The organism is Aeromonas simiae, assembly GCF_000820125.1.
In the GTDB taxonomy this organism is placed as follows: domain Bacteria; phylum Pseudomonadota; class Gammaproteobacteria; order Enterobacterales; family Aeromonadaceae; genus Aeromonas; species Aeromonas simiae.
Window position 1 is genome coordinate 14,926 of the sequence record NZ_CDBY01000011.1, and the last position, 22,721, is coordinate 37,646.

Here is a 22,721-nt window from a genome sequence, read left to right on the forward strand (position 1 = left end):
CCGACGGCCTCGCTGGCTGCCTTGCTGGCGCTCTGCTGGGCTTGACCGACGGCCTCGCTGGCTGCCTTGTCGGCGCTCTGCTGGGCCTGACCGACGGCCTCGCTGGCCGCCTTGTTGGCGCTCTGCTGGGCTTGACCGACGGCCTCGCTGGCTGCCTTGCTGGCACTTTGCTGGGCTTGGCTCACGGTATCGCTGGCCGCCTGCGCCGCCTTTTGTTGCACCCCCTCGACCAGTGACTGGGTGCTGCCCTCGATCAACTGGCCCACCGCCTGCTGTGGATTGCTCAAGACGCTCAGGGTGGAACCGACGGCAGAGAGGCCGCTGCCCACGGCGCTGGCCCCCTCGCTCACGGTTTGAACGGCGTGACTGCCTGTGGCCTGCGCGGCGCCGTTGGCGCTGCCCCACCCCTGCATGGCGGCGGGCCAGATCGGGTTTTGGCCGGGTTCGGCAAAGACCTGGGTGCCCTGCTTGTCGACCAGCATGACGGCCATCTGGTTGCTGTCGGCATTCCAGACCAGTCCAGCCTGGTCGGTCACGCCGGGGGCGATTTGGGAGAGGGCGTAGAACAGGGGGCCCTCCTGTTGTAGCTCGTTGGCGGTCTTGAGCAGGCTCAGGGTGGTGTCATAGTGGGGGCCGAGGATGGCGGTCATGCGATCCTTGACCAGCGGCTGCTCGAACAGGTTGGCCTCGTTGGGATCGAAACCGACCAGGGGCTTTAGCAGCGCCCACATCAGCTGGCCGGCCGGGTTGATCAGCAAGGGGGCCACGCAACCGCTCAGCGTCAGGCCGAGCAGTGCCACCTTGAGGAGGGATATGATACGCATCAAAATACGTCCAGGTAATTGATATGATAGAGATTATTGGAACCTTTCCGACGGTGCCAGCGGGCGGGATGAGCTGTTCACCAATTGCTCAGTCAGGTTGGCGCGCAGGCTATCACAACCGTTTGGGAAAGCCAGCGCGGGGGCGCGAATAGATCAACTTTTTGCCGCAATTGGTCGCTTTGATCAGGTAAACCGAGAGTGGGAGCGCGCGATGAGAAGAGTAAGGGGATGGCTAGCGGGGCTGCTGGCCCTCGGCATGGTCGGTGGGGCGAGCGGAGAGATCCTCGCTCGCGGTAACCACGGAGGGGCGCGTCTCTTGTTGCCGGCCAATCCGGGTGAGCGAGTCTGCTGGTATGCCGAGCAGCGTTATTCGGAAGGGGCAGTGCTCAACTTGCCGGAAGGGGCCTTGATCTGTGCGCCGCAAAACGAGCAGGAGAGCAATGGCCCGCTCATGTGGCGTACACCAGAGCCGGGCAAGGAGCCCCAACCTGCACCAAAAAACCGGCTGCGTACCGGAGCATGAGGATTTATTGATCCAGCTAAAGACAGGGGGGAGGGGATTGCCGCATAATTCCCGCCCCGGCTAGCAACCTAGGATAGAAGCTCATGGCCCGTCGCTCCTCTTATACCCATCGTCGCCGCAACAGCTGGTGGTTCAAGCGTCTGTTGGCCCGCGAGCGGGCCGAGAGGGAAGATCGTTCGGTTCGTTCCTGATCGGATTCAGTGGGCCTTGAGTGTGCGGATCACCGCCTCCAGGGTCTGACGGGTTCGACTGATGTGGCGTGGTGCGACCAGCACCACGTCGTTACCGGCCACCGCCCCCATGATCTCCGGGTTGGCGTGGCGATCGAGCATCCGCGCCACCACGGTGGCGGCCCCCGGCGTAGTGTGGATCAGCACCAGCTGCTGGTTGTGCTCCACCGATTTGACCATGTCATGGATCGAGTGGGTGCTGTCTACGTGCTCCAGCTGTTCATCGACTATGGTGTAGACCTTCTTGCCGCTGGCATTTTGCGCCTTGGCGACCCCGAGGCGACGCAGCAGACGCGACACGGTGGACTGGCTGATGTCGGGGAAGCCGAAGTGGGCCAGCTCGCGCCGGATCTCCTCTTGCGTGCTGTAACAGTGGCGGGCAATGATCTGCCGGCAGGCCTCGAGTTGGGCGGTGTCGTGGGCGATCTCGCCGGCGTTCGACAGGCTCTTGGCCATTCTGCATCTCCTTGCTGGCATGCCGGGCATGCGTCTGGTTGACTGGAATTTATGCAGGGTATTGCTCTGAATATTTTCTGATCTATACAAAAACCCGCTGCATAGCGCGAAAATTATAGCGTTCTGGCCGTTTTCCGATGTGACCGGCTTCAAAAAAGGGGCCTATTGGCCCCTTTTTAGTCACTTGCCTGCATAAACCTCTTAGAAGAGGGCGCTGACGATGTCCTGAGTGAAGGACTTCTCGCAATATTTGCACTTCATGCGCACCGCCCCTTTCACCTCACGTACCGCGAAGTGGCTGGCCACCGGCTCGTTGTGGGAGATGCAGTTGGAGTTGGGGCACTCGAATACCCCCTCGATGCACTCCGGCAGGGTCAGGTGGTGCTTCTTGACCACCTCGAACTCCTCGATGATGTTCACGGTGGCCTTGGGGGCGAACAGCGCCAGCTGGTTGGCCTGCTCTTCGGTCAGCTGGGTGTTCTCGATCTTGATGAGATCCTTCTTGCCCAGCGCTTCGGATTTGAGGTTGAACCCGACCGTGATGCGCTCACGGGTCTCGATCAGCTGGAACAGCTTGAGGATCTTGATGCCCTGGCAGGCCGGGATGTGGTCGATGACGGAGCCATTGCGGATGGCTTCAACTTGCAACTTCTCGGACATGATCTTCCCCTCAGACAGTTTCATTCAGTACCAGTGACAGCAGGGCCTGGCGTGCATAGACGCCGTTTTCGGCCTGTTCGAAGTAGGCCGCGTGGGGGGTCTTGTCGACAGCCACGGTGATCTCGTCGACCCGCGGCAGCGGGTGCAGGATCTTCATGGTCGGCTTGGCGCCCTCCAGGGTCGGCAGGTCGAGGATGAACTTGGCGGCCATGTGCTTGTACTCGGTCTCATCGAAGCGCTCTTTCTGTACCCGGGTCATGTAGAGCACGTCGAGCTCGGACATCACCTCTTCCATGGTCTCGTGCACGCTGAAGCGGATCCCCTTCTCCTCCAGCTCCTCGCACAGGTACTCCGGCATGGCCAGCGCCTCCGGCGAGATGAAGAAGAAGCGGCAGTTGAACAGGCTCAGCGCCTGGGCCAGCGAGTGCACGGTGCGGCCGTACTTGAGGTCACCGACGAAGGCGACGTTGAGGTTGTCCAGGCGACCCTGGGTCTCGCGGATGGTGAAGAGATCGAGCAGGGTCTGGGTCGGATGCTGGTTGGAGCCGTCGCCGCCGTTGATCACCGGCACGCGGGAGAACTCGGAGGCGAGGCGGGCGGCCCCCTCCTTCGGGTGGCGCATCACGATGGCATCGGCGTAGGAGCCGATGATTTGAATCGAGTCGGCCAGGGTCTCCCCCTTCTTGGCGCTGGTGTTGCCGCCATCGGCGAAGCCGATGATGTTGCCGCCGAGGCGCTGCACCGCCGTTTCGAAGGAGAGGCGGGTACGGGTGGAGGGCTCGAAGAAGCAGCTGGCAATCAGCTTGTCCTGCAACCAGCGGGCGTTCGGGTCGGCTTTCAACCGTTGTGCGGTTTCAACCACCAGTTCCATTTCAGACCGGGTCAGGTCGGAGATGGAGATGACGTGTTTCTTATAGAGCGGATTGGTCATCGTCTGCATTCCCTATGACAGAGGAGAGGTGGAGAGGCAAAAAAAAAGCCCCTGAAACAGGGGCCTTTTTCCAAAACAATTCGGGATCAGCGGGTCGGGAACCGGTAACAACGGCATCGCACCGGGAGAATTCTCCCGCCAGAACCTGAGGCTTCTGAGCGAAAATCGGCGACAACATGACCAGTCCCTTTGCAAAATCGGAAGGATTATAGTGGCGAAAAAAACTTTGTCAAAACTTTATTTTTGATGCCATTTTTGGCATGAAAAACGTTTAAATGTCGTCAACGTGCCGGCATACCCACAAGGCATGGCGATGTTGCAGCGGATGCTGCTGCTGCGCCAAGGTCTGCAGGTAGGCGAGGCGGTGGTGCCCCTCCAGCAGGGCCAGTGGGTGTGGCATGGGCGTGCCGTCCGGGTAGCATTCATCGGCGCGGGGGGCGAGCACGATGATGGGCTCGGGCCAGGTGCCGTGGCTGGCCATGTACTCGGCCAGCCAGGAGCGGCGCACGTAACGGTTGCTGCGCAGCAGCTCGCTCCAGCGCTCGACCACCTCCATGTGGCGGGTATCCACCTCGGCGAGCAGTTGCTCTGTCTCCAGCATCAAGGGGGAGACCCGCAGTTGGGCCAGATCGATAAAGCTCCAGTTGGACTCGAAACCGCGCCAGTGGCGGTAGAGCCATTGTGCCAGCAGGTTGGGGGGAATATGCGGCAGCAGGGGGGCCACCCGGCTCAGGTAGTCGGGCAGCGACTCGGTGCGATCCTCATAGCGGAAATTGAGGGGAGCAAGCTGTTGCAGCAGGCGGTAGTTGAGCACGGCGCACCTCCCTGTCCGATGCCTTCGTCTCTACCCTACCCCCAAAGGTATGAGTTGCCCACCCCGAGGGGGCTCAAGCCGCTCCAGTCGGGTGCAAAATCAGATGGTTAGGGATGGAATGTACGAAAAATAGCGGGAAGTGCGTTAACTTTGTGCAATCAGGTGTTGCCAGACAAAAAAAGCCTTTACCTTTGATCCGCGCTTTGTATACTACGCCTCGTTTGTTGCAGGGGCGTAGTTCCAATTGGTAGAACAGCGGTCTCCAAAACCGATGGTTGCGGGTTCGAGTCCTGCCGCCCCTGCCATTAAATTCAAGAAAAGCCGGCCTAGTGCCGGCTTTTTGCTTTTCTTGCTCTCCTCATCTTGCCTTTCTCTGTTCCGGCCATGGCCTACATCCCCGCACGCGGGCGCTTTGCCCTGCGTTGTGATCATCGGCGCCTGAACACGCCGATGCCAGCGGTTGACCCGCCTCAACGGCGTTGCAACAGATCCCAGGGGTTGCCGCAGCAGTCTTCAAACACGGCGACCGTGCCGTAGGGTTCCTCGCGTGGCGCCTCACGAAAGTGCACCCCCTGCTCGCGCATGTGCCGATAGTCACCCCAGAAGTCGCGGGTCTCAAGAAACAGAAACACCCGTCCACCGGCCTGACGACCGATGCAGGCCCGTTGCTCCTCGTTGGCGGCCTGCGCCAGCAGCAGGCGGGTTTGTCCGCCCACAGGGGCGACCTGTACCCAGCGCTTGCCAGCGCCAAGATCCGTGTCCTCAAGCAGGGTGAAACCGAGGGCGCGGGTGTAGAAGTCGATGGCTTCGTCGTAGTCGCGTACGACCAGGGCGATGTTGCCGATATGGCGTTCTGCCGGCATGGGCATTCCTTGATAAGGGGCATGGGGGGGCCATGCCGTGATGGGGGGTCAATCGTGGTGCTTGACCCAGATGAGGGCGTCGGTATTAAAACCGAGGCGTCTGGCCTGCTCCACCAAGGCTTGCACCCGCTCCTGAGAAGGGGTTGGGGTGCGCGAGAGGATCCACAGGTACTGGAGGTTGTAGCTGCTCACCAAAGAGAGTTTGTAGTCGGTCGCCAGCACGTTGTAGCTGCCGTAGAAGGGGCCGAAGGAGCTCACCTTGAGGCGCCCTTCGTCCGGGGCGCCGACGAAGTAGGCGCGTCCCTCGGCCTCACGCCAGCGACCATCAGGCGCCTGTCCGCGGTTGAGCACCCTCACGCCGCCGTCACTGCGCAGGCTGTAGCTGGCGGTGACCTGGCTCAGACCGCGCTCGAAGCTGTGGTCGAGGCGGGCTATCTCGTACCAGGTGCCGAGGTAGCGCTCGAGATAAAACGGCCTGACCACCTGCTGCCCTGCCGGGAGCCCGGTGCAGGCGCAGGTCAGCATGGCCAAGAGCAGGATCGCTAGGGTGCGCATCGCTATCCCTCCACAATACGCAGCTGCCCCTCACGAAAGCGGGCCGCCTGTTCGCTCGGCGGGGTGCCGAAGAAGCGCTTGTACTCGCGGCTGAACTGGGAGCCGCTCTCGTAACCGACCCGGCTGGCGGCGGTGCCTGCCTTGAGGCCGTCGTGCAGCATCATCAGGCGCGCCTTGTGCAGCCGCAACGACTTGATGTATTGCAGCGGTGAGGTGGCCGTCACCGCCTTGAAGTGGTGGTGGAAGGCCGAGACGCTCATGTTGGCCTCGCGCGCCAGATCCTCCACCGTCAGGTTTTCGGTGAAGCGTTGCTCCATCACCCGCAGCACCCTGGCAATCTGGCTCACCTGGCTGTGGCGGCTGGCCATGGCCAGCAGGGCGGGCCCGCCCCCCTCGTGCAGGGCGTGGAACAGGATCTCACGCACGATCTGGGGGCCAAGCACCCGGGCGTGCAGTGGCTGATCGAACACCTCAACCAGCCGCTCCACCGCGCACAGCATGGTCTCGGAGAGGGGCACCGAGTGGACCCCGCGCTCGGGCTCGGCAATCGTGACCGGAGCCGCGTCCCCCATCTCCAGCAGCAGCGCCTGTAGCGCCGCGATGTCGATATCGATGGAGAGCCCGACCAGCGGCTGCGCAGGAGAGGCGAAGCACTCGCACTCGCAGGTCAGCGGCAGGGTCATCATCAGGTAGTGCTCGGGGTCATAGCGGAAGGTGTGTTCGGCCAGATAACCCACCTTGTGCCCCTGCAAGATGACGATCATGCGTGGCCGGTAGAGTACCGGGATGCGCTCATGGTGCTCCGTGGTGTAGATGAGGTGCACCCCGGCGACCGGAGCCGGGGTGATGCCGTGGCGCGGTGCCAGGGTGGCGAGCCGGGCCGCGAGGGCGGACTGGCGTGTGGCGGATTCAGACGGTTTGTTGTTCATATCTGGGGAAAAGTAGAAATAGGCAAAAGATAGGCAGAATATTGCCTTGATGGTAGGGCTGCTCTGGAGAAAAATGCAACCATCAAGTTTTATCCTTTTCCTGCCCGGAGAGACCATGCACAACTTTACCCTGCACACCCCGACCAAGATCCTGTTCGGTGAGGGGCAGATTGCTGCCCTGCGCGAGCAGTTCCCTTCCGATGCTCGCATCCTCATCACCTACGGCGGTGGCAGCGTGGTGCGCAGCGGTCTGCTGACGCGTATCCGTGAGGCCCTGAGCGGCATGACCCTGTTCGAGTTCGGCGGCATTGAGCCCAACCCCTCTTACGAGACCCTGATGGGGGCGGTCGAGTTGGCCCGCGCCGAGCGTGTCGACTTTCTGCTGGCCGTCGGCGGCGGCTCGGTGCTCGATGGCACCAAGTTCATCGCGGCGGCGGCGCCTTACGAGGCGGCGGACGATCCCTGGCACATCCTCGAGACCGTCGGGGAGCAGGTGGAGACGGCCATTCCGCTTGGCTCTGTGCTGACCCTGCCGGCGACCGGCTCCGAGATGAACATGGGGGCCGTGATCACCCGCAAGAGCACGGGTGACAAGCAGCACTTCTTCTCCCCCTGCGTGATGCCGCGTTTCGCCGTGCTCGACCCGGTGCTCACCTATACCCTGCCGGCCCGTCAGGTCGCCAACGGCGTGGTGGATGCCTTTGTGCACGTGGTGGAGCAGTACATCACCTTCCCGGTGGATGCCAAGGTGCAGGATCGCTTCGCCGAAGGGCTGTTGCTGACCCTGATCGAAGAGGGCCCCAAGGCGCTGGCCGAGCCGGAGAACTATGCGGTGCGCGCCAACCTGATGTGGAGTGCCACCATGGCGCTCAACGGCCTCATCGGTGCCGGTGTGCCGCAGGACTGGGCCACCCACATGCTGGGCCATGAGCTGACCGCTCGCCACGGCCTCGACCATGCCCAGACCCTGGCGGTGCTGCTGCCGGTACTGCTCGACGTCAAGCGCGATGCCAAGCAGGCCAAGCTGCTGCAATACGCCGAGCGGGTATGGGGGATCACCACGGGCGACGAGGCGCTGCGCATCGATCTGGCCATCGCGGCGACCCGCGCCTTCTTCGAGCGGATGGGAGTACCGACCCGACTGCGCGACTATGGCGTCGATCAGCCGGATGTGACGACCATGCTGGCCAAGCTGCAAGAGCGTGGTTATACCGCCCTGGGTGAGCATGGGGATATCGACCTCGAGACCAGCCGGCATATTTATGAAGCGGCCCGCTAAGGGGCGCACATTGGAAAGAAGCGTCGTAAGTCGCTTCCTGTGACGAGTGGGCGGGCCCGTCGAACGGCTCGCCTGTTACAAAAGTGTTGTTTTCTGAGACATCATCCCTTTACTACCCCAGATCCTGACATTTCTAAGAACAAAATCAGCTAAGATAATGTTCCAGAAAAACATTTTTTTATACTGGTTGGAGCTCTGTTGGCGACCAATTCCGCCATCATGGGGCGCTCATTTGGTTTGTTTTTTTGATACTCTGCTCAGACCGGGTGAAAAACCGCCTGTGGACTGAAGACGGTTCGGTTGTCATAAAACTCCAAAATTTGATACTAATCACGTTCGCGCCTGGAAAGCGGGGGAGGGGAGGTAACAGGAGGTTGCCGTGCCTGAGGCCGATTTTCTTCATCAAGGTCCTGTTCGGCCGGCTCAGCGGCCGGGTGGCAACAGACAAAGGTAGCGATTATTTACTAACCATCAGGGAATAGTCATGCAGATTGGAATACCGAGAGAGAGTCTCGCCGGTGAGACCCGGGTCGCAGCGACTCCGGCCACCGTTGAGCAGCTGAAAAAGCTCGGCTTCGACGTGGTGGTGGAGAGCGGCGCCGGCCGTTTCGCCAGCTTCGATGACGCCGCCTTCGTGGCCGCAGGGGCCGAGGTAGCCGAGAGCGTCTGGAACGCCGACCTGATCTTCAAGGTCAACGCGCCGAGCGACGCCGAGATTGCCCAGATCAAGGAAGGGGCGACCCTCATCAGCTTCGTCTGGCCGGCCCAGAATCCCGAGCTGGTTGAGAAGCTCTCCCAGCGCAACATCAACGTGATGGCGATGGACATGGTGCCGCGTATTTCCCGTGCTCAGGCACTGGATGCGCTCTCCTCCATGGCCAACATCGGTGGCTATCGCGCCGTGATTGAAGCCGCCCACGAGTTTGGCCGCTTCTTCACCGGCCAGATCACCGCCGCCGGTAAGGTTCCGCCCGCCAAGGTGCTGGTCATCGGTGCTGGTGTGGCCGGTCTGGCCGCTATCGGTGCAGCCGGTTCCCTCGGCGCCATCGTGCGTGCCTTTGACACCCGTCTGGAAGTGGCCGAGCAGATCGAGTCCATGGGCGGCGAGTTCCTCAAGCTGGACTTCGGCGGCGAGGATGGCTCCTCCTCCGACGGTTACGCCAAGGTGATGAGCGAAGAGTTCATCGCCGCCGAGATGGCTCTCTTTGCCGAACAGGCCAAGGAAGTGGACATCATCGTCACCACCGCCCTGATCCCGGGCAAGCCGGCTCCCAAGCTGATCACCAAAGAGATGGTCGACAGCATGAAGCCGGGCTCCGTGATCGTGGACATGGCGGCCCAGGCCGGCGGCAACTGTGAATACACAGTGCCGGGCGAGCTGCATGTCACCGCCAACGGCGTCAAGATCATCGGTTACACCGACCTGCCGGGTCGTCTGCCGGCCCAATCCTCTCAGCTCTACGGCACCAACCTGGTGAACCTGATGAAGCTGATGTGCAAGGAGAAGGACGGTAACGCGGTCATCGACTTTGACGACGTCATCATGCGCAACATGACCGTCATCAAGGCCGGTGAAGTGACCTTCCCGCCCCCCGCCATCTCGGTCTCTGCGGCCCCGCAAAAACCCGCCGCCGCCAAGCCGGTGGCGAAGAAGGAAGCGGCCAAGCCCTCCAACAAGAAGTTCATCTGGGGCGCACTCGGCATCGCCGCGTTCGGCTGGATCGCTTCTGTGGCTCCGGCGGAGTTCCTGGCTCACTTCACCGTCTTCGTGCTCTCGTGCGTGGTCGGTTACTACGTGGTGTGGAACGTGTCCCACGCCCTGCATACCCCGCTGATGTCCGTGACCAACGCCATCTCCGGCATCATCGTTGTCGGTGCGTTGCTGCAGATTGGCCAAGGGTCGCCCCTGGTAACAGGGCTTGCATTCGTGGCCGTGCTGATTGCCAGTATCAACATCTTCGGCGGTTTCACCGTCACTCAGCGCATGCTGAAGATGTTCCGTAAGGATTAAGGGGGTTTAACGTGTCTCAAGGACTGGTAACAGCATCCTATATCGTTGCCGCCGTGCTCTTCATCCTCAGTCTCGCGGGACTGTCGAAGCAGGAGACGGCCAAGCATGGCAACCTGTTTGGTATCGCCGGTATGGCCATTGCTCTGGTGGCTACCGTGTTTAACCCGGAAACCAGTGGCGTGCACTGGATCATTCTGGCCATGGTCATCGGCGGCGCCATCGGCGTGCGTCTGGCGCTCAAGGTCGAGATGACCGAGATGCCCGAGCTGGTGGCCGTGCTGCACAGCTTCGTCGGTATGGCCGCCGTGCTGGTGGGCTTTAACAGCTTCATCGACCTGCACCCGGCTGCCCCTGGCGAAGTCGTGGTCAGCGTGGGCTCTAACCTGGATGCCACTCTGGCCGCTGCCCGTGCGGCGTTCGAGCAGGCCGCCCAGGCGGTACAGGCCGATCACCTGACCGGCGCCATGCTGAACATCCACCTGGTCGAGATTTTCCTCGGCGTCTTCATCGGTGCGGTGACCTTCACCGGCTCCGTGGTGGCCTTCGGCAAGCTGCGTGGACTCATCTCCTCCAAGCCGCTGATGCTGCCGCATCGCCACAAGCTGAACCTGCTGGCGGTGCTGGTCTCCCTGGCCCTGATGGTTTACTTCGTCCAGGTTGGCGGCTCCACCATTGCCCTGCTGATCATGACCCTGATCGCCTTCGCCTTCGGCTGGCATCTGGTGGCCTCCATCGGTGGCGCTGACATGCCGGTGGTGGTTTCCATGCTCAACTCCTACTCCGGTTGGGCGGCGGCGGCGGCGGGCTTCATGCTCTCCAACGATCTGCTGATCGTGACCGGTGCCCTGGTGGGCTCCTCCGGTGCCATCCTCTCTTACATCATGTGTAAGGCGATGAACCGCTCCTTCATCTCCGTTATCGCCGGTGGCTTTGGCACCGACGGCGCCGCTTCCAGTGGCGAGCAGGAGATGGGCGAGTACCGCGAGACCAGCGCCGAAGACGTGGCCGACCTGCTCAAGGGCGCCGGCTCCGTCATCATCACCCCGGGCTATGGCATGGCGGTGGCACAGGCTCAGTATCCGGTGGCCGAGATCACCCAGAAGCTGCGCGATCGCGGCATCAAGGTGCGCTTCGGTATCCACCCGGTTGCGGGTCGTCTGCCGGGCCACATGAACGTGTTGCTGGCGGAAGCCAAGGTTCCTTACGATATCGTGCTGGAAATGGACGAAATCAACGAGGACTTCAGCGACACCGACGTGGTGCTGGTGATCGGTGCCAACGACACCGTGAACCCGGCCGCTCTGGAAGATCCGGGCAGCCCCATCGCCGGTATGCCGGTGCTGGAAGTGTGGAAGGCGCAGACCGTCATCGGCTTCAAGCGCTCTATGAACACCGGTTATGCCGGTGTGCAGAACCCGCTGTTCTTCAAGGACAACACCCAGATGCTGTTTGGCGATGCCAAGGCCAGCGTCGAGGCGATCCTCAAGGCACTGTGATCCTGATGCAAGGATGGAAAAAGGAGGCTGCGGCCTCCTTTTTTTTATCCCGGTTTCTGCATTACCCTCTCAGACTCGGTCTGACATCGTGTTGACCGCTCTTGAGGCCCCACAGGGAGTGCATGCGAGTGAAGTGGTGCTGTTTGCTTCTGGGTCTGCTGCTGGCGCCATTACAGGCGAAGACCCTGCTCATCGGCGGGCTGCTGGAGCCGCCGCTCAAGTACCTGGATCAGGCTGGCAATCCGACTGGCCTGGATGTCGACATTGTCAGCCGCATCTTCGGCACCCTCGGCCAGCCGTTTCGCATCGAGCTGATTGATTCGGGGGCCCGCCTCAATCGCAGCGCCAAGGAGGGCCGCTACGACATGCTGCTGAGCTACTCCTATCGCCCCGAGCGGGAGGCCTATCTCATCTACCCCGCTGAGCCTCACATCATCCACAGCTGGTATTTCTTCGTGCGCAAGGAGGAGAGGGGGCGCATCCAGTTTGGGCGCCTCGAGGATCTCAAACCATGGCGGCTGGGGCTGACCCGCGATTTTGCCTACACCCCCGAGATCAATGCGATCGAGGGGGATGCGTCCTGGCAGGTGCAGGTGGTCAGCATGAACATGCTGCAACTGCGCAAGTTGGCACAGGGGCGCATCGATGTGGTGCCGATGCAGCTGGCCAGCGCCTTCGCCCAGATCCACGCCGAGGGGTTGGAGGGGAAGCTCGACTACCTGCCGCGCCCGATCCGCTCGAGCACCTATTTCAACGTCTGGTGCAAGGCCCGCGCCGATGCAGGCACTCCGGCCCTGATGCGAGCCTATGATGCCGAGCTGCGGCGGATGAAGGAGGATGGCCGCTTGCGGGACATCTACGCCAAGTACGGGGTGCCCTACAGCGAACCCTAGGGTTTGACGTCGCGCTGGATGGGGTTTTGCAGCGAGATCAGGGTCTCGGTGGACTGGATCTCGTCAATGCTCTGGATCTTGCTGATGAGCACGGTCTGCAACTCGTCGATGGAGCGGGTCATCACCTTCATGAAGATGCTGTAGTGGCCGGTGGTGTAGTAGGCCTCGACCACCTCATCGAGGGCCCGCAGCTTGGCCAATGCCGAGGGGTAATCCTTGGCGCTTTTCAAATTGATGCCGATGAAGCAGCAGACGTCGTAACCCAGCTTCTTGGCGTTCACCTGTACCCGGGTCCCTTCGATGATCCCCGCCTGCTTCATCTTCTCCACCCGCACATGGATGGTGCCAGGGCTGACCGCGAAGCGCTTGGCCAGTTCGGCATAGGGAATGCGTGCATTCTCCATCAGGGCGCTCAGGATGCCCTGATCCAGATTATCGATTCGATAATTTTCAGCCACTTTTTTGACCGCTCTTTAACGATTTGAGATTAAATAGCAGGTTATATTGAATTAAAAAAGGCGTAAAGCGTAAATCTATTATTGATTATTGAATTGCGGTGCCATTTTGTTGAAGAATCATCACCAGCAACGCAGTTTGATACAGGGATTCACCATGAAACAGCACTACATTCGCAGCCAGCAGCAGATCACCCTCGTGAAGGAACTCTTCTCCCGCCACCTCGCCCAGCAGCTGGGTCTGATGGAGGTGCAGGCTCCCATCCTGAGCCGCGTCGGTGATGGGACTCAGGACAACCTGTCCGGCAGCGAGAAGGCGGTGCAGGTCAAGGTGAGAACCCTGCCCGAGCACACCTTCGAGGTGGTGCATTCGCTGGCCAAGTGGAAACGCCAGACCCTGGGCCGTTTCGGTTTTGCTCCGGGCGAGGGGCTCTACACCCACATGAAGGCCCTGCGTCCGGATGAGGAGCGCCTCTCACCGATCCACTCCGTCTATGTGGATCAGTGGGACTGGGAGCGGGTGATGCCGCAGGACCGCCGCGATCTGGCCTACCTGAAAGAGACGGTGCAGGCGATCTGGACCGCCATCAAGACCACCGAGCGCGCCATCTGCGCCGAGCACGACCTGACCCCCTTCCTGCCGGAGGCGATCCAGTTCATGCACAGTGAAGAGCTGCTGCGCCGCTATCCGGAGCTGGATGCCAAGGGGCGTGAGCGCGCCATCGCCAAGGAGCTGGGGGCCGTGTTCCTCATCGGCATCGGCGGCGATCTCTCCCACGGTGAGCGCCATGATGTGCGTGCCCCTGACTATGACGACTGGAGCTCCGAAAGCGAGCTGGGTCTGGCTGGCCTCAACGGCGACATCCTGGTGTGGAACCCGGTGCTCGAAGACAGCTTTGAAATCTCCTCCATGGGGATCCGCGTGGACGCAGAGGCCCTGCGTCGTCAGCTCGCCCTCACCGGCGACGAGGATCGTCTGGCCTATGAGTGGCACCAGGAGCTGCTGGCCGGGCGTATGCCGCAGACCATAGGTGGAGGGATAGGACAATCGCGTCTGGCCATGTTGCTGCTGCAAAAGGAGCACATCGGGCAGGTGCAGGTTGGTGTGTGGCCGTCCGAGGTGAGGGAGCGTATCTCCGGACTGCTTTAAGAAGGCTTGCCTTCCCCGGGGGAGGTTCCCCCTGTGGCCCGCTCATCCCATGTCCGGCCGCATTCACTACATTCCTCTCGGCAATCTTCGGATTGCCGTTTTTTATGGATAAAAAAACGCCGGCACGGGGCCGGCGTTTGGCTTTTTGCGGTGTTTACTGCTCCAGCGTCAGACCGTTGCTGTCGGCCCCCAGGCGCAGCAGCTTGTCCGGTACCACCCGGCCGGAGAGGATGGCCTGGGCGAGCGGGTTTTCGACCTTCTGCTGGATGGCGCGCTTGAGCGGACGCGCCCCGTAGACCGGGTCGAAGCCGGCATGAGCCAGGCGGGTGAGCAGATCCCCGCTGACCTCCACCTGATAGCCCTGCTGCTCGAGGCGGGCCACCAGCCCCTTGAGCTGGATGTGGGCGATGGACTTGATGTGCTCCTCGCCGAGCGGGTGGAAGACCACGGTCTCGTCGATCCGGTTGATGAACTCGGGTCGGAAGCTGTGGGTCAGCACCTCCATCAGCAGGGCCTTCATCTCGTCGTAGTCCTTCTCGCTGTGGTGCTCCTGAATGAGATCCGAGCCCAGGTTCGAGGTCATGATGACCACGGTGTTGCGAAAATCGACGGTGCGGCCCTGGCCATCGGTGAGGCGGCCGTCATCGAGCACCTGCAACAGGATGTTGAACACATCCGGGTGCGCTTTTTCCACCTCGTCGAGCAGGATCACCGAGTAGGGGCGGCGGCGTACCGCCTCGGTCAGATAACCCCCCTCCTCATAACCCACGTATCCGGGAGGCGCCCCGACCAGACGCGAGACGCTGTGTTTTTCCATGAACTCCGACATGTCGATGCGCACCATGGCATCCTGGGTGTCGAACAGGAACTCCGCCAGCGCCTTGCACAGCTCGGTCTTGCCCACCCCGGTGGGGCCGAGGAACAAAAACGAGCCGATCGGGCGGTTCGGATCGGAGAGGCCGGCGCGGGAACGGCGGATGGCGTTGGAGACCGCATCGACCGCCTCGTTTTGGCCGATCACCCGGCTGTGCAGCTGATCTTCCATGCGCAGCAGCTTCTCTTTCTCGCTCTCGAGCATGCGGGCCACCGGGATACCGGTCCAGCGGGCCAGCACGTCGGCGATCTCCACGTCGGTGACCCGATTGCGCAGCAGGCTGGTCTCCTGCATCTCGGCCTGGGTCGCCAGATCGAGCTGTTTCTCCAGCTCGGGGATGCGGCCGTATTGCAACTCGGACATGCGGGCCAAGTCGCCGGCGCGGCGGGCCACATCGAGATCCTGACGCGCCTGCTCCAGCGCCGCCTTGATGTGCTGGGTGCCGGCCAGGGCGGCCTTCTCGGCTTTCCACACCTCTTCCAGCTCGTTGTATTCCAGCTCCTTCTCGGCCAGCTCCTGGTTGAGCAGGTCGAGGCGCTTGCGGCTGGCATCGTCAGACTCCTTGTTCAGGGCCTGCTGCTCCAGCTTGAGCTGGATGATGCGCCGCTCGAGGCGATCGAGCGCCTCGGGCTTGGAGTCGATCTGCAACCGGATGCTGGCGGCCGCCTCGTCGATGAGGTCGATGGCCTTGTCCGGCAATTTGCGATCGGCGATGTAGCGGTGGGAGAGCTGGGCCGCCGCCACAATCGCAGGGTCGGTGATCTGCACGTGGTGGTGCAGCTCATAGCGCTCTTTCAGGCCGCGCAGGATGGCGATGGTGTCTTCCACCGTCGGCTCTTCAACCAGCACCTTCTGGAAGCGGCGCTCGAGGGCGGCATCCTTCTCCACGTACTGCCTGTACTCATCGAGCGTGGTGGCGCCGACGCAGTGCAGCTCACCGCGCGCCAGAGCGGGTTTGAGCATGTTGCCGGCGTCCATCGCCCCTTCGCCCTTGCCGGCGCCGACCATGGTGTGCAGCTCGTCAACGAAGAGGATGACGTTGCCCTCTTCCTTGGCCAGATCATTGAGCACCGCCTTGAGGCGCTCCTCAAATTCGCCGCGGTACTTGGCACCGGCCACCAGCGCGCCCATGTCGAGTGAGAGCACCCGCTTGTTCTTGAGCCCCTCCGGCACCTCACCGTTGATGATGCGCTGGGCCAGTCCCTCGACGATGGCGGTCTTACCGACACCGGGTTCACCGATGAGCACGGGGTTGTTCTTGGTTCGGCGTTGCAGCACCTGGATGGTGCGGCGGATCTCGTCATCCCGGCCGATGACCGGGTCGAGTTTGCCGATCTCCGCCCGCTCGGTGAGATCGATGGTGTATTTCTCCAGCGCCTGGCGGTTCTCCTCGGCGTTGGCATCATCGATTTTCTTGCCGCCACGCACCTTGTCGATGGCCGCCTCGAGTTTTTCCTTGGTCAGCCCCTGGGCACGCAGCAGCTCGCCGAGGCTGCCCTTGTCGTCGAGGGCGGCCAGCACGAACAGCTCAGACGAGATGAACTGATCCTTGCGTTGCTGGGCCAGCTTGTCGCAGACGTTGAGCAGCCGGCCGAGGGCCGGGGAGAGCTGCACGTCGCCATCCACACCGCTGACGCGCGGCAGACGATCGAGTTCTTCGCCCAGGCGCGAGCGCAGGGCGTTGACGTCCAGGCCGGTCAGCGTGAGCAGCGGACGGATAGAGCCGCCATCCTGATTGACCAGGGCGGTCATCAGGTGGACGGGGTCGATAAATTGGTGATCACGACCCAGTGCGAGTGACTGGGCATCGGAGATGGCAAGTTGGAACTTGCTGGTGAGGCGATCAAGACGCATCGCATTCCCCTTATAGAGACGCCGCCGTGCGGCAAAAACAACTTTCTGAAAGCAAAGATGAGGGCCGATAAGGGGATTTCAAGGGATCCGCTGCCGATTTTTTCTTCAGCAGCGGATCGCCGGTCACGCGAGCCAGATGAGCGAGGCCATGCGACCGGTCTGACCGTCGCGGCGATAGGAGTAAAAACGGGTAGCATCGCTCACGGTACAGAACTCGCCGCCGTAGATGGCGCTGACGCCGGCGCGCCGCAGGCGCAGGCGCGCCAACTGGTAGAGGTTGGCCAGCCACTTGTCGGCGTTGGCCGAGGGTTTGAAGGCTTCGCTGGCCTCCGCTTGTTCGGCGATGAAGGCGGTGCGCACCTCGCTCCCCACCTCGAAGGCATCCGGGCCGATGGCCGGGCCGAGCCAGGCCAGCACCTCGGCCGGATCGCAGCCCATGGCCGTGACGCTGGCCTCCAGCACTCCGGCGTGCAGGCCGCGCCAGCCGGCGTGGGCGGCAGCGATGACGGTGCCGGCGCGATCGCAAAACAGCACCGGCAGGCAGTCGGCCGTCATCACCACGCAGGGGTGGCCGGGGGCATGGGCGCAGGCGGCGTCCGCCTCTGGCGCCGTGACAGACGGCGTGGCCGCAGGGTGCACGGTAATGCCGTGCACCTGGCGCAGCCAGGGCAGGGTGCCAGGGATGGCGGCGTCGCGTTGCAGCAGGGCGCGGTTTTCCTCGACCCGCACCGGGTCATCGCCCACATGATCGCCCAGATTGAGGCCGGCAAAAGGCCCCGAACTGAGTCCACCCAAGCGGGTGGTGGAGAGGGCATGCACATTGGCCGGGGCCGGCCAGTCGGGCTGAATGAAGGAAAGCGGCATGATGGATTCCGATTCGGGTCTGGGGTTGAGACCATAACGGCAGCGGAGTGTGGCGGCAAGCCCTGCTGGCCTCTTCTCCGAGCGCCTGATATTCCGCTTCGAGCGAAGAGGTGGCGCCGTTGAGTCCGCAAGAGGAGTGCGCCATGGGCAATGCCGGGCATGGTGACGCAATAGGGCGGGGCCTAGCTCTATGGTGGGGGGGCGTTGAAAAAGAAGGGCCCCGTTGCGGGGCCCTCTGGATCAGGGGTGCAGATCGAAGCGATCGGCGTTCATCACCTTGGTCCATGCCGCGACGAAGTCGCGCACGAATTTCTCTTGGTTGTCATCCTGGGCATATACCTCGGCATAGGCGCGCAGTATGGAGTTGGAGCCGAACACCAGATCGACCCGGGTCGCGGTCCACTTCAGCGCGCCGCTCTGGCGATCGCGGATCTCATAGAGATTGCTGCCCGCCGGTACCCACTGGTAGGCCATGTCGGTCAGGTTGACGAAGAAGTCGTTGCTGAGCACCCCGACCCGGTCGGTAAACACCCCGTGGGCCGTGCCGCCATGGTTGGTGCCGAGCACCCGCATGCCGCCGATCAGGGCCGTCATCTCGTGGGCGGTGAGGCCGAGCAGCTGAGTCTTGTCGAGCAGCATCTCCTCCGGAGTGACCACGTAATCGCGCTTGAGCCAGTTACGATAACCATCGTGCAGCGGCTCGAGTACCTCGAAGGAGTCGACGTCGGTCATCTCCTGCGTGGCATCGCCACGGCCAGGGGCGAACGGTACTTCAAGGGGGACACCGGCCGCCTTGGCGGCCTGCTCGACCCCCAGGTTACCGGCCAGCACGATCACATCGGCCAGACTGGCACCACTCGTGGCGGCGATAGGCTCGAGCACGGCGAGCACCTTGGCCAGGCGCGCCGGTTCGTTCCCTTCCCACCCTTTTTGTGGCGCAAGGCGGATACGGGCACCGTTGGCGCCGCCACGCTTGTCGGAGCCACGGAAGGTGCGGGCACTGTCCCAGGCGGTGGCGACCATCTCGGCGATGGAGAGGCCGCTTGCGGCGATCTTGGCCTTGATGGCTGCCACGTCGTAGTCCTTGCGACCGGCCGGCACCGGGTCTTGCCAGATGAGATCCTCACCCGGCACGTCGGGGCCGAGGTAGCGGGCCTTGGGTCCCAGATCTCTGTGGGTCAGCTTGAACCAGGCGCGGGCGAACACCTCTGAGAAGTAGGCCGGATCCTGATGGAAGCGTTCGGCAATGTTGCGGTATGCAGGGTCGACCTTCATCGCCATGTCGGCGTCGGTCATGATCGGCATGCAGCGGAGGGAGGGGTCTTCGACATCGACCGGCTTGTCCTCTTCCTTGATATCGATGGGGATCCACTGCCAGGCGCCGGCCGGGCTCTTGGTGAGCGTCCACTCGTGACCGAGCAGCATGTCGAAGTAGCCGTTATCCCAACGGGTGGGGTGGGTGGTCCATGCCCCCTCAATGCCGCTGGTCACGGTATTGCGGCCGATACCACGGGAGGTCTTGTTGAGCCAGCCGAGGCCTTGCTCCTCTAATCCTGCGGCTTCCGGCTCCGGGCCCAGCTGCTTGGCGTCGCCATTACCGTGGGTCTTACCGACCGTGTGACCCCCGGCGGTCAGCGCTACCGTCTCTTCGTCGTTCATCGCCATGCGGGCGAAGGTGACGCGGATGTCATTGGCAGTGCGCTGTGGATCTGGCTGGCCATCGACCCCTTCTGGGTTGACGTAGATGAGGCCCATCATCACGGCTGCTAGCGGATTTTCCAGATCGCGCTGGCCCGAGTAACGGCTGTGCTCACCGCCGCTCGGCGCCAGCCACTGCTTCTCCGACCCCCAGTAGATGTCTTTCTCCGGATGCCAGATGTCTTCCCGGCCAAAGGCGAAGCCATAGGTCTTGAGGCCCATCGACTCATAGGCGATGGTGCCGGCCAGTACGATGAGATCGGCCCAGCTGATCTTGTTGCCGTACTTTCTCTTGATGGGCCAGAGTAGGCGGCGGGCCTTGTCGAGGTTGGCGTTGTCGGGCCAGGAGTTGAGCGGAGCGAAGCGCTGGTTGCCGGTGGCTGCGCCGCCCCGTCCGTCGGCGATCCGGTAGGTGCCGGCAGAGTGCCATGCCATGCGGATCATCAGGCCGCCGTAGTGGCCCCAGTCGGCAGGCCACCAGGGCTGGCTGTCGGTCATCATGGCGTGCAGATCGCGCTTGATGGCCGCAATATCGAGGCTCTTGAGCTCTTCCCGGTAATTGAAAGAGGCGCCCATCGGATTGGTCTTGCTGTCATGCTGATGCAAGATGTCGAGGTTCAGCGCCTTGGGCCACCAATCGGTATTCGAGTTGCCCGACTCGGTCATGGCGCCGTGCATGAATGGGCACTTACCCCCGGAATTTCCACCGTGCGTACTCATATTGCTCTCCCTTGAGTTGCGATACCGGTAGTCAGTCGTCTGAGGCTGCTACCTTGCTTGAACTAGGACTTTTATGAATCCAGCGAGGTCACACTATAACGATAACGTAGGTTAATTGTGGATGAATACGGTTTCATTTTTATCGCTGAAGCAGTGTAGACGCTGGCGGAGCCCTTGCGCGGAGGGGATTTATCCTGCGCTGACCTGCTTAGGAGGAGAGGAGGGGGTGCGTCAGTTTTTTACTGGGTAAAGGATGGCGGGGCAGATAAAACAAAGAGCCCCGCAGATGGGGATCTGCGAGGCTCTCTGAAGTGGTGGCCCCTCCCAGACTTGAACTGGGGACCAAGCGATTATGAGTCTTGGAAATACCAATTCCCCTGTATTCCCGTACAGTAATTTATGTTCATAACTTATTGATTTTTCGTTGTCGCGGTAGCTGTTGAATCCCGTTGATTCCCCAGTTATCCACGCCGATAATATCCCCGGCATATCCCCAGCATATCCAAGAGGTGGGTGAGTGGAACAAACAACCAGGCTTAAGTTCACCAAAAAGGAGCTGGAGAAGCTCCCGATCCCGGAAGGTGAGCGAGTCGAGTATCACGACACGGAGGTGAATGGACTACGCTTGCGAATCACCAAAACCGGCGTGAAGACGTTCAGCCTTGTTAAGTCTCAGGGTGGCAAGTTTATTCGTGTCACTATTGGTAAGTTTCCCGCTGTATCAGTCGATCAGGCAAGGCACAAGGCTCTTGATCTGCTGGGGATGGTAGTCACTACCGGGATCAATCCCAATGACACCAAGCGGGAGCAGCGACACGCCAAAGTAACCTTGGTCACCGCTCTGGAAGAGTACCTGCTCAGCAGAAGCCACCGAATCAAGCCATCGACCAGCAAGCAGTATCGCCGGATGCTGGAGAATTTCAGTGGTGACTGGATGGGGCAGCCGCTGGCTAATGTGTCACGAGAAAGGGTAGAGGCCCGTCACAAAGCGATCACCGAGGGACGAGCATGGTTCGGGGTCGATAAGGAACAGCGCAAGGGTGGAACTGGTGCCGGAAGTAAGGCACAGGCCGACCTATGGGGGCGGATCTTGCGGGCTGTATGCCGCTTTGCCCATGACCATTATAGGGATACCGAAGGGAAAACCTTATTGCCAGAACCGCCCACCAAGGTACTAAGCACCAAGCGCCAGTGGCACAACGTCCCCAGAAAGAGCGATCGGATTAGAAATCATGAACTGGCCCGCTGGCTGAGGGCGGTGGAACACGTCAGGCAAGAGGCCATAGCCGGGAGAGCGGACACAGTGGCCACCGTCTGCGATGCCATAGATCTTGCGTTATTCACTGGCTTACGCCGATCAGAGGTGTTCGGTCTTACCTGGTCGCGGGTTAACATGGAAGGCCGCTACTTCTGGATCGATCAGACCAAGAATGGTGACCCCCTGGAGCTGCCTATCACAGATACCCTGCTTTCCATCTTTAAGCGGCGTTGGAACCTGCGTAAGGATGGCGTGTTTGTATTCCCCAGTGAACGAACAGGTAAGCCGATACAGGAACCGCGCAAGATCATCGCCAAGATTGTCGCGGCTACGATACCTGATCCTAACCCGGACGGAGTGCGTCAGATCGAATTCAAATGTCACGATGCCCGTCGCACCTTCGGTACTGTTGCCGAACTGATCGGTGTGGGCCAATACACGCTGAAGCGCTTGATGAATCACCGCACGTTGCGTAGTGCTGATGTCACTCAGGGATATATTCACTTTACGGCCGACGAGCTCAGGGAGCCGGCACAACGCATCGAGCGGGCGATTCTTGAACATGCCGGGTTGATTGAACCGATCGGCAGAATTGACGCGCAACTGTCTAGTTTGCTGGCTGGTATGAGTGACACAGACAAGCGCAGACTGCTGTTTTCTCTGGCTGAGAAGAGCCTTATGGAAGGAGATAATGATGGAGTCAGCGAGAAGGTCAGGTAGTCAACCTAATTTTATGCGTAACCAATTGATTAAAATGGAATTCAGTGTTCTGTGAGGCTCTACATGGGCAATGCGGGTTGCTTGATTCCGGCATTTTTGGCAGAATATCGCCTAACAGTGGGGAAGTACACCCAGCATTAAATCACTCGCAAAATACGCGGGGTTGATGAGTTGGATCTGAATGCTACCGGAATAAAATTCCGGTTAAATTCCAACCATGTCATTCCTCACCTACACCCGACCAATGAGTCGGGTTTTTGTTGAGGTGAGTATCGAAAGTTTTTCTGCGCTCTAACCTTACAGGCTCGATAACGTGCCTAAATTTCAATGCAACTAATTGATTTTAATGTAATAGGGTACTCAGCGTTAAACAAGAGGATGATAGATGGTTGCTCGGTACCAAAAAATTTGCTAGCGTAGCGACCAATAATGGAGAAGTTGTAACCTTAATGAAAATCTACCACCGAGAGGTGGTTTTTTTGTATCTGGCCACGACTCAACAATGAGCTGAACTTTTATTTCCCACAAATCAAACAGAGTTGTTATCGGAACTGCTTAGGTTGCAATGGGTTATGGTGATGTGGCGAGAGAACAAATGATATAGGGTTGTGCTTGGTGATCTTTTTTGTGTAAGATTTCCCCTAATTGTTGATCAGCGCGCAAA

General features: G+C 61.0%; 19 protein-coding genes and 2 tRNA genes. 8 read left to right on the plus strand and 13 right to left on the minus strand.

Annotated features, from left to right (window positions below):
- Positions 1–824, minus strand: an 824-nt coding sequence (locus BN1134_RS01885; RefSeq protein ID WP_042044937.1) for an ATP synthase subunit B family protein, incomplete at its 3' end; no start/stop codon positions are given.
- 211 nt (positions 825–1,035) lie between these two features.
- Here BN1134_RS01885 and BN1134_RS01890 point away from each other — a divergent pair.
- On the plus strand, positions 1,036–1,347 hold the full coding sequence (locus BN1134_RS01890; RefSeq protein ID WP_052449400.1) for a DUF1496 domain-containing protein: 312 nt from the start codon (positions 1,036–1,038) through the stop codon (positions 1,345–1,347).
- Between the two features lie 197 nt (positions 1,348–1,544).
- On the opposite strand, the gene BN1134_RS01895 is transcribed toward BN1134_RS01890, so the two are convergent.
- The 4 genes from BN1134_RS01895 to BN1134_RS01910 form a co-directional block, all read right to left on the minus strand.
- Positions 1,545–2,033, minus strand: a complete 489-nt coding sequence (locus tag BN1134_RS01895) for an arginine repressor (RefSeq protein WP_042044939.1) — start codon at positions 2,031–2,033, stop codon at positions 1,545–1,547.
- 201 nt (positions 2,034–2,234) lie between these two features.
- Complete coding sequence (gene pyrI / locus BN1134_RS01900) at positions 2,235–2,693, minus strand: aspartate carbamoyltransferase regulatory subunit (protein ID WP_042044940.1); 459 nt, start codon at positions 2,691–2,693, stop codon at positions 2,235–2,237.
- A gap of 10 nt (positions 2,694–2,703) precedes the next feature.
- On the minus strand, positions 2,704–3,624 hold the full coding sequence (pyrB, locus tag BN1134_RS01905; protein WP_042044941.1) for an aspartate carbamoyltransferase: 921 nt from the start codon (positions 3,622–3,624) through the stop codon (positions 2,704–2,706).
- A gap of 271 nt (positions 3,625–3,895) precedes the next feature.
- Positions 3,896–4,438, minus strand: coding sequence for a hypothetical protein (locus BN1134_RS01910; RefSeq protein ID WP_042044942.1), 543 nt, complete (start codon positions 4,436–4,438; stop codon positions 3,896–3,898).
- A 228-nt stretch (positions 4,439–4,666) separates the two neighbouring features.
- Between BN1134_RS01910 and BN1134_RS01915 the strand changes: the two genes are divergently transcribed.
- Positions 4,667–4,743, plus strand: a tRNA-Trp gene (locus tag BN1134_RS01915).
- Between the two features lie 165 nt (positions 4,744–4,908).
- Here the strand turns inward: BN1134_RS01915 and BN1134_RS01920 are convergent.
- From BN1134_RS01920 to BN1134_RS01930, 3 genes are read right to left on the minus strand one after another with little or no spacing between them, the layout of a single operon-like run.
- A complete protein-coding gene (locus tag BN1134_RS01920) occupies positions 4,909–5,301 on the minus strand; it encodes a VOC family protein (RefSeq protein WP_198133129.1) in 393 nt (130 codons plus the stop codon).
- A gap of 48 nt (positions 5,302–5,349) precedes the next feature.
- Positions 5,350–5,856 (minus strand): lipocalin family protein, encoded by a 507-nt coding sequence (locus BN1134_RS01925; RefSeq protein WP_042044944.1) that lies wholly within the window; start codon positions 5,854–5,856, stop codon positions 5,350–5,352.
- A gap of 2 nt (positions 5,857–5,858) precedes the next feature.
- The gene (locus BN1134_RS01930; protein ID WP_042044945.1) at positions 5,859–6,785 is read right to left on the minus strand and encodes an AraC family transcriptional regulator; all 927 of its coding nucleotides are present in this window, start codon (positions 6,783–6,785) and stop codon (positions 5,859–5,861) included.
- A gap of 115 nt (positions 6,786–6,900) precedes the next feature.
- Here BN1134_RS01930 and yqhD point away from each other — a divergent pair, with 115 nt between their 5' ends.
- The 4 genes from yqhD (at position 6,901) to BN1134_RS01950 (ending at position 12,464) form a co-directional block, all read left to right on the plus strand.
- A complete protein-coding gene (gene yqhD, locus BN1134_RS01935) occupies positions 6,901–8,064 on the plus strand; it encodes an alcohol dehydrogenase (RefSeq protein ID WP_042044946.1) in 1,164 nt (387 codons plus the stop codon).
- Positions 8,065–8,548: 484 nt separating this feature from the next.
- Entirely contained in the window at positions 8,549–10,075 is a 1,527-nt protein-coding gene (gene pntA / locus BN1134_RS01940; protein WP_042044947.1) for a Re/Si-specific NAD(P)(+) transhydrogenase subunit alpha, read from the plus strand.
- An 11-nt stretch (positions 10,076–10,086) separates the two neighbouring features.
- Positions 10,087–11,571: a Re/Si-specific NAD(P)(+) transhydrogenase subunit beta gene (gene pntB, locus BN1134_RS01945; RefSeq protein WP_042044948.1), complete on the plus strand. Its 1,485-nt coding sequence runs from the start codon at positions 10,087–10,089 to the stop codon at positions 11,569–11,571.
- 122 nt (positions 11,572–11,693) lie between these two features.
- Entirely contained in the window at positions 11,694–12,464 is a 771-nt protein-coding gene (locus BN1134_RS01950) for a substrate-binding periplasmic protein (RefSeq protein ID WP_042044949.1), read from the plus strand.
- Here BN1134_RS01950 and asnC read toward each other — a convergent pair.
- Complete coding sequence (gene asnC, locus BN1134_RS01955) at positions 12,461–12,922, minus strand: transcriptional regulator AsnC (RefSeq protein WP_042044950.1); 462 nt, start codon at positions 12,920–12,922, stop codon at positions 12,461–12,463. The genes BN1134_RS01950 and asnC overlap by 4 nt on opposite strands.
- A 154-nt stretch (positions 12,923–13,076) precedes the next feature.
- Between asnC and asnA the strand changes: the two genes are divergently transcribed.
- On the plus strand, positions 13,077–14,069 hold the full coding sequence (gene asnA, locus BN1134_RS01960) for an aspartate--ammonia ligase (RefSeq protein WP_042044951.1): 993 nt from the start codon (positions 13,077–13,079) through the stop codon (positions 14,067–14,069).
- A 154-nt stretch (positions 14,070–14,223) separates the two neighbouring features.
- Here the strand turns inward: asnA and clpB are convergent, their stop codons facing one another.
- The 4 genes from clpB to BN1134_RS19550 form a co-directional block, all read right to left on the minus strand.
- Positions 14,224–16,797, minus strand: coding sequence for an ATP-dependent chaperone ClpB (gene clpB / locus BN1134_RS01965; protein ID WP_042044953.1), 2,574 nt, complete (start codon positions 16,795–16,797; stop codon positions 14,224–14,226).
- Positions 16,798–16,920: 123 nt separating this feature from the next.
- Positions 16,921–17,661, minus strand: a complete 741-nt coding sequence (gene pgeF / locus BN1134_RS01970) for a peptidoglycan editing factor PgeF (protein WP_042044954.1) — start codon at positions 17,659–17,661, stop codon at positions 16,921–16,923.
- Positions 17,662–17,901: 240 nt separating this feature from the next.
- The gene (gene katG / locus BN1134_RS01975) at positions 17,902–20,079 is read right to left on the minus strand and encodes a catalase/peroxidase HPI (RefSeq protein WP_042044955.1); all 2,178 of its coding nucleotides are present in this window, start codon (positions 20,077–20,079) and stop codon (positions 17,902–17,904) included.
- Positions 20,080–20,391: 312 nt separating this feature from the next.
- Positions 20,392–20,458: transfer RNA gene (locus BN1134_RS19550), tRNA-Met, on the minus strand.
- 138 nt (positions 20,459–20,596) lie between these two features.
- Between BN1134_RS19550 and BN1134_RS01980 the strand changes: the two genes are divergently transcribed.
- Complete coding sequence (locus BN1134_RS01980; protein WP_042044956.1) at positions 20,597–22,057, plus strand: site-specific integrase; 1,461 nt, start codon at positions 20,597–20,599, stop codon at positions 22,055–22,057.
- Positions 22,058–22,721 lie beyond the last annotated feature (664 nt).

What these genes read in the sequence shown, in the direction of transcription:
- pntA (WP_042044947.1), top strand. Translation starts at nt 8,549, where the DNA reads ATGCAGATTGGAATACCGAGAGAGAGTCTCGCCGGTGAGACCCGGGTC.
- asnA (WP_042044951.1), top strand. Translation starts at nt 13,077, where the DNA reads ATGAAACAGCACTACATTCGCAGCCAGCAGCAGATCACCCTCGTGAAG.
- BN1134_RS01950 (WP_042044949.1), top strand. Translation starts at nt 11,694, where the DNA reads ATGCGAGTGAAGTGGTGCTGTTTGCTTCTGGGTCTGCTGCTGGCGCCA.
- katG (WP_042044955.1), bottom strand. Translation starts at nt 20,079, where the DNA reads ATGAGTACGCACGGTGGAAATTCCGGGGGTAAGTGCCCATTCATGCAC.
- clpB (WP_042044953.1), bottom strand. Translation starts at nt 16,797, where the DNA reads ATGCGTCTTGATCGCCTCACCAGCAAGTTCCAACTTGCCATCTCCGAT.
- BN1134_RS01920 (WP_198133129.1), bottom strand. Translation starts at nt 5,301, where the DNA reads ATGCCGGCAGAACGCCATATCGGCAACATCGCCCTGGTCGTACGCGAC.
- pgeF (WP_042044954.1), bottom strand. Translation starts at nt 17,661, where the DNA reads ATGCCGCTTTCCTTCATTCAGCCCGACTGGCCGGCCCCGGCCAATGTG.
- BN1134_RS01925 (WP_042044944.1), bottom strand. Translation starts at nt 5,856, where the DNA reads ATGCGCACCCTAGCGATCCTGCTCTTGGCCATGCTGACCTGCGCCTGC.
- BN1134_RS01890 (WP_052449400.1), top strand. Translation starts at nt 1,036, where the DNA reads ATGAGAAGAGTAAGGGGATGGCTAGCGGGGCTGCTGGCCCTCGGCATG.
- BN1134_RS01930 (WP_042044945.1), bottom strand. Translation starts at nt 6,785, where the DNA reads ATGAACAACAAACCGTCTGAATCCGCCACACGCCAGTCCGCCCTCGCG.
- yqhD (WP_042044946.1), top strand. Translation starts at nt 6,901, where the DNA reads ATGCACAACTTTACCCTGCACACCCCGACCAAGATCCTGTTCGGTGAG.
- pyrI (WP_042044940.1), bottom strand. Translation starts at nt 2,693, where the DNA reads ATGTCCGAGAAGTTGCAAGTTGAAGCCATCCGCAATGGCTCCGTCATC.
- BN1134_RS01895 (WP_042044939.1), bottom strand. Translation starts at nt 2,033, where the DNA reads ATGGCCAAGAGCCTGTCGAACGCCGGCGAGATCGCCCACGACACCGCC.
- pyrB (WP_042044941.1), bottom strand. Translation starts at nt 3,624, where the DNA reads ATGACCAATCCGCTCTATAAGAAACACGTCATCTCCATCTCCGACCTG.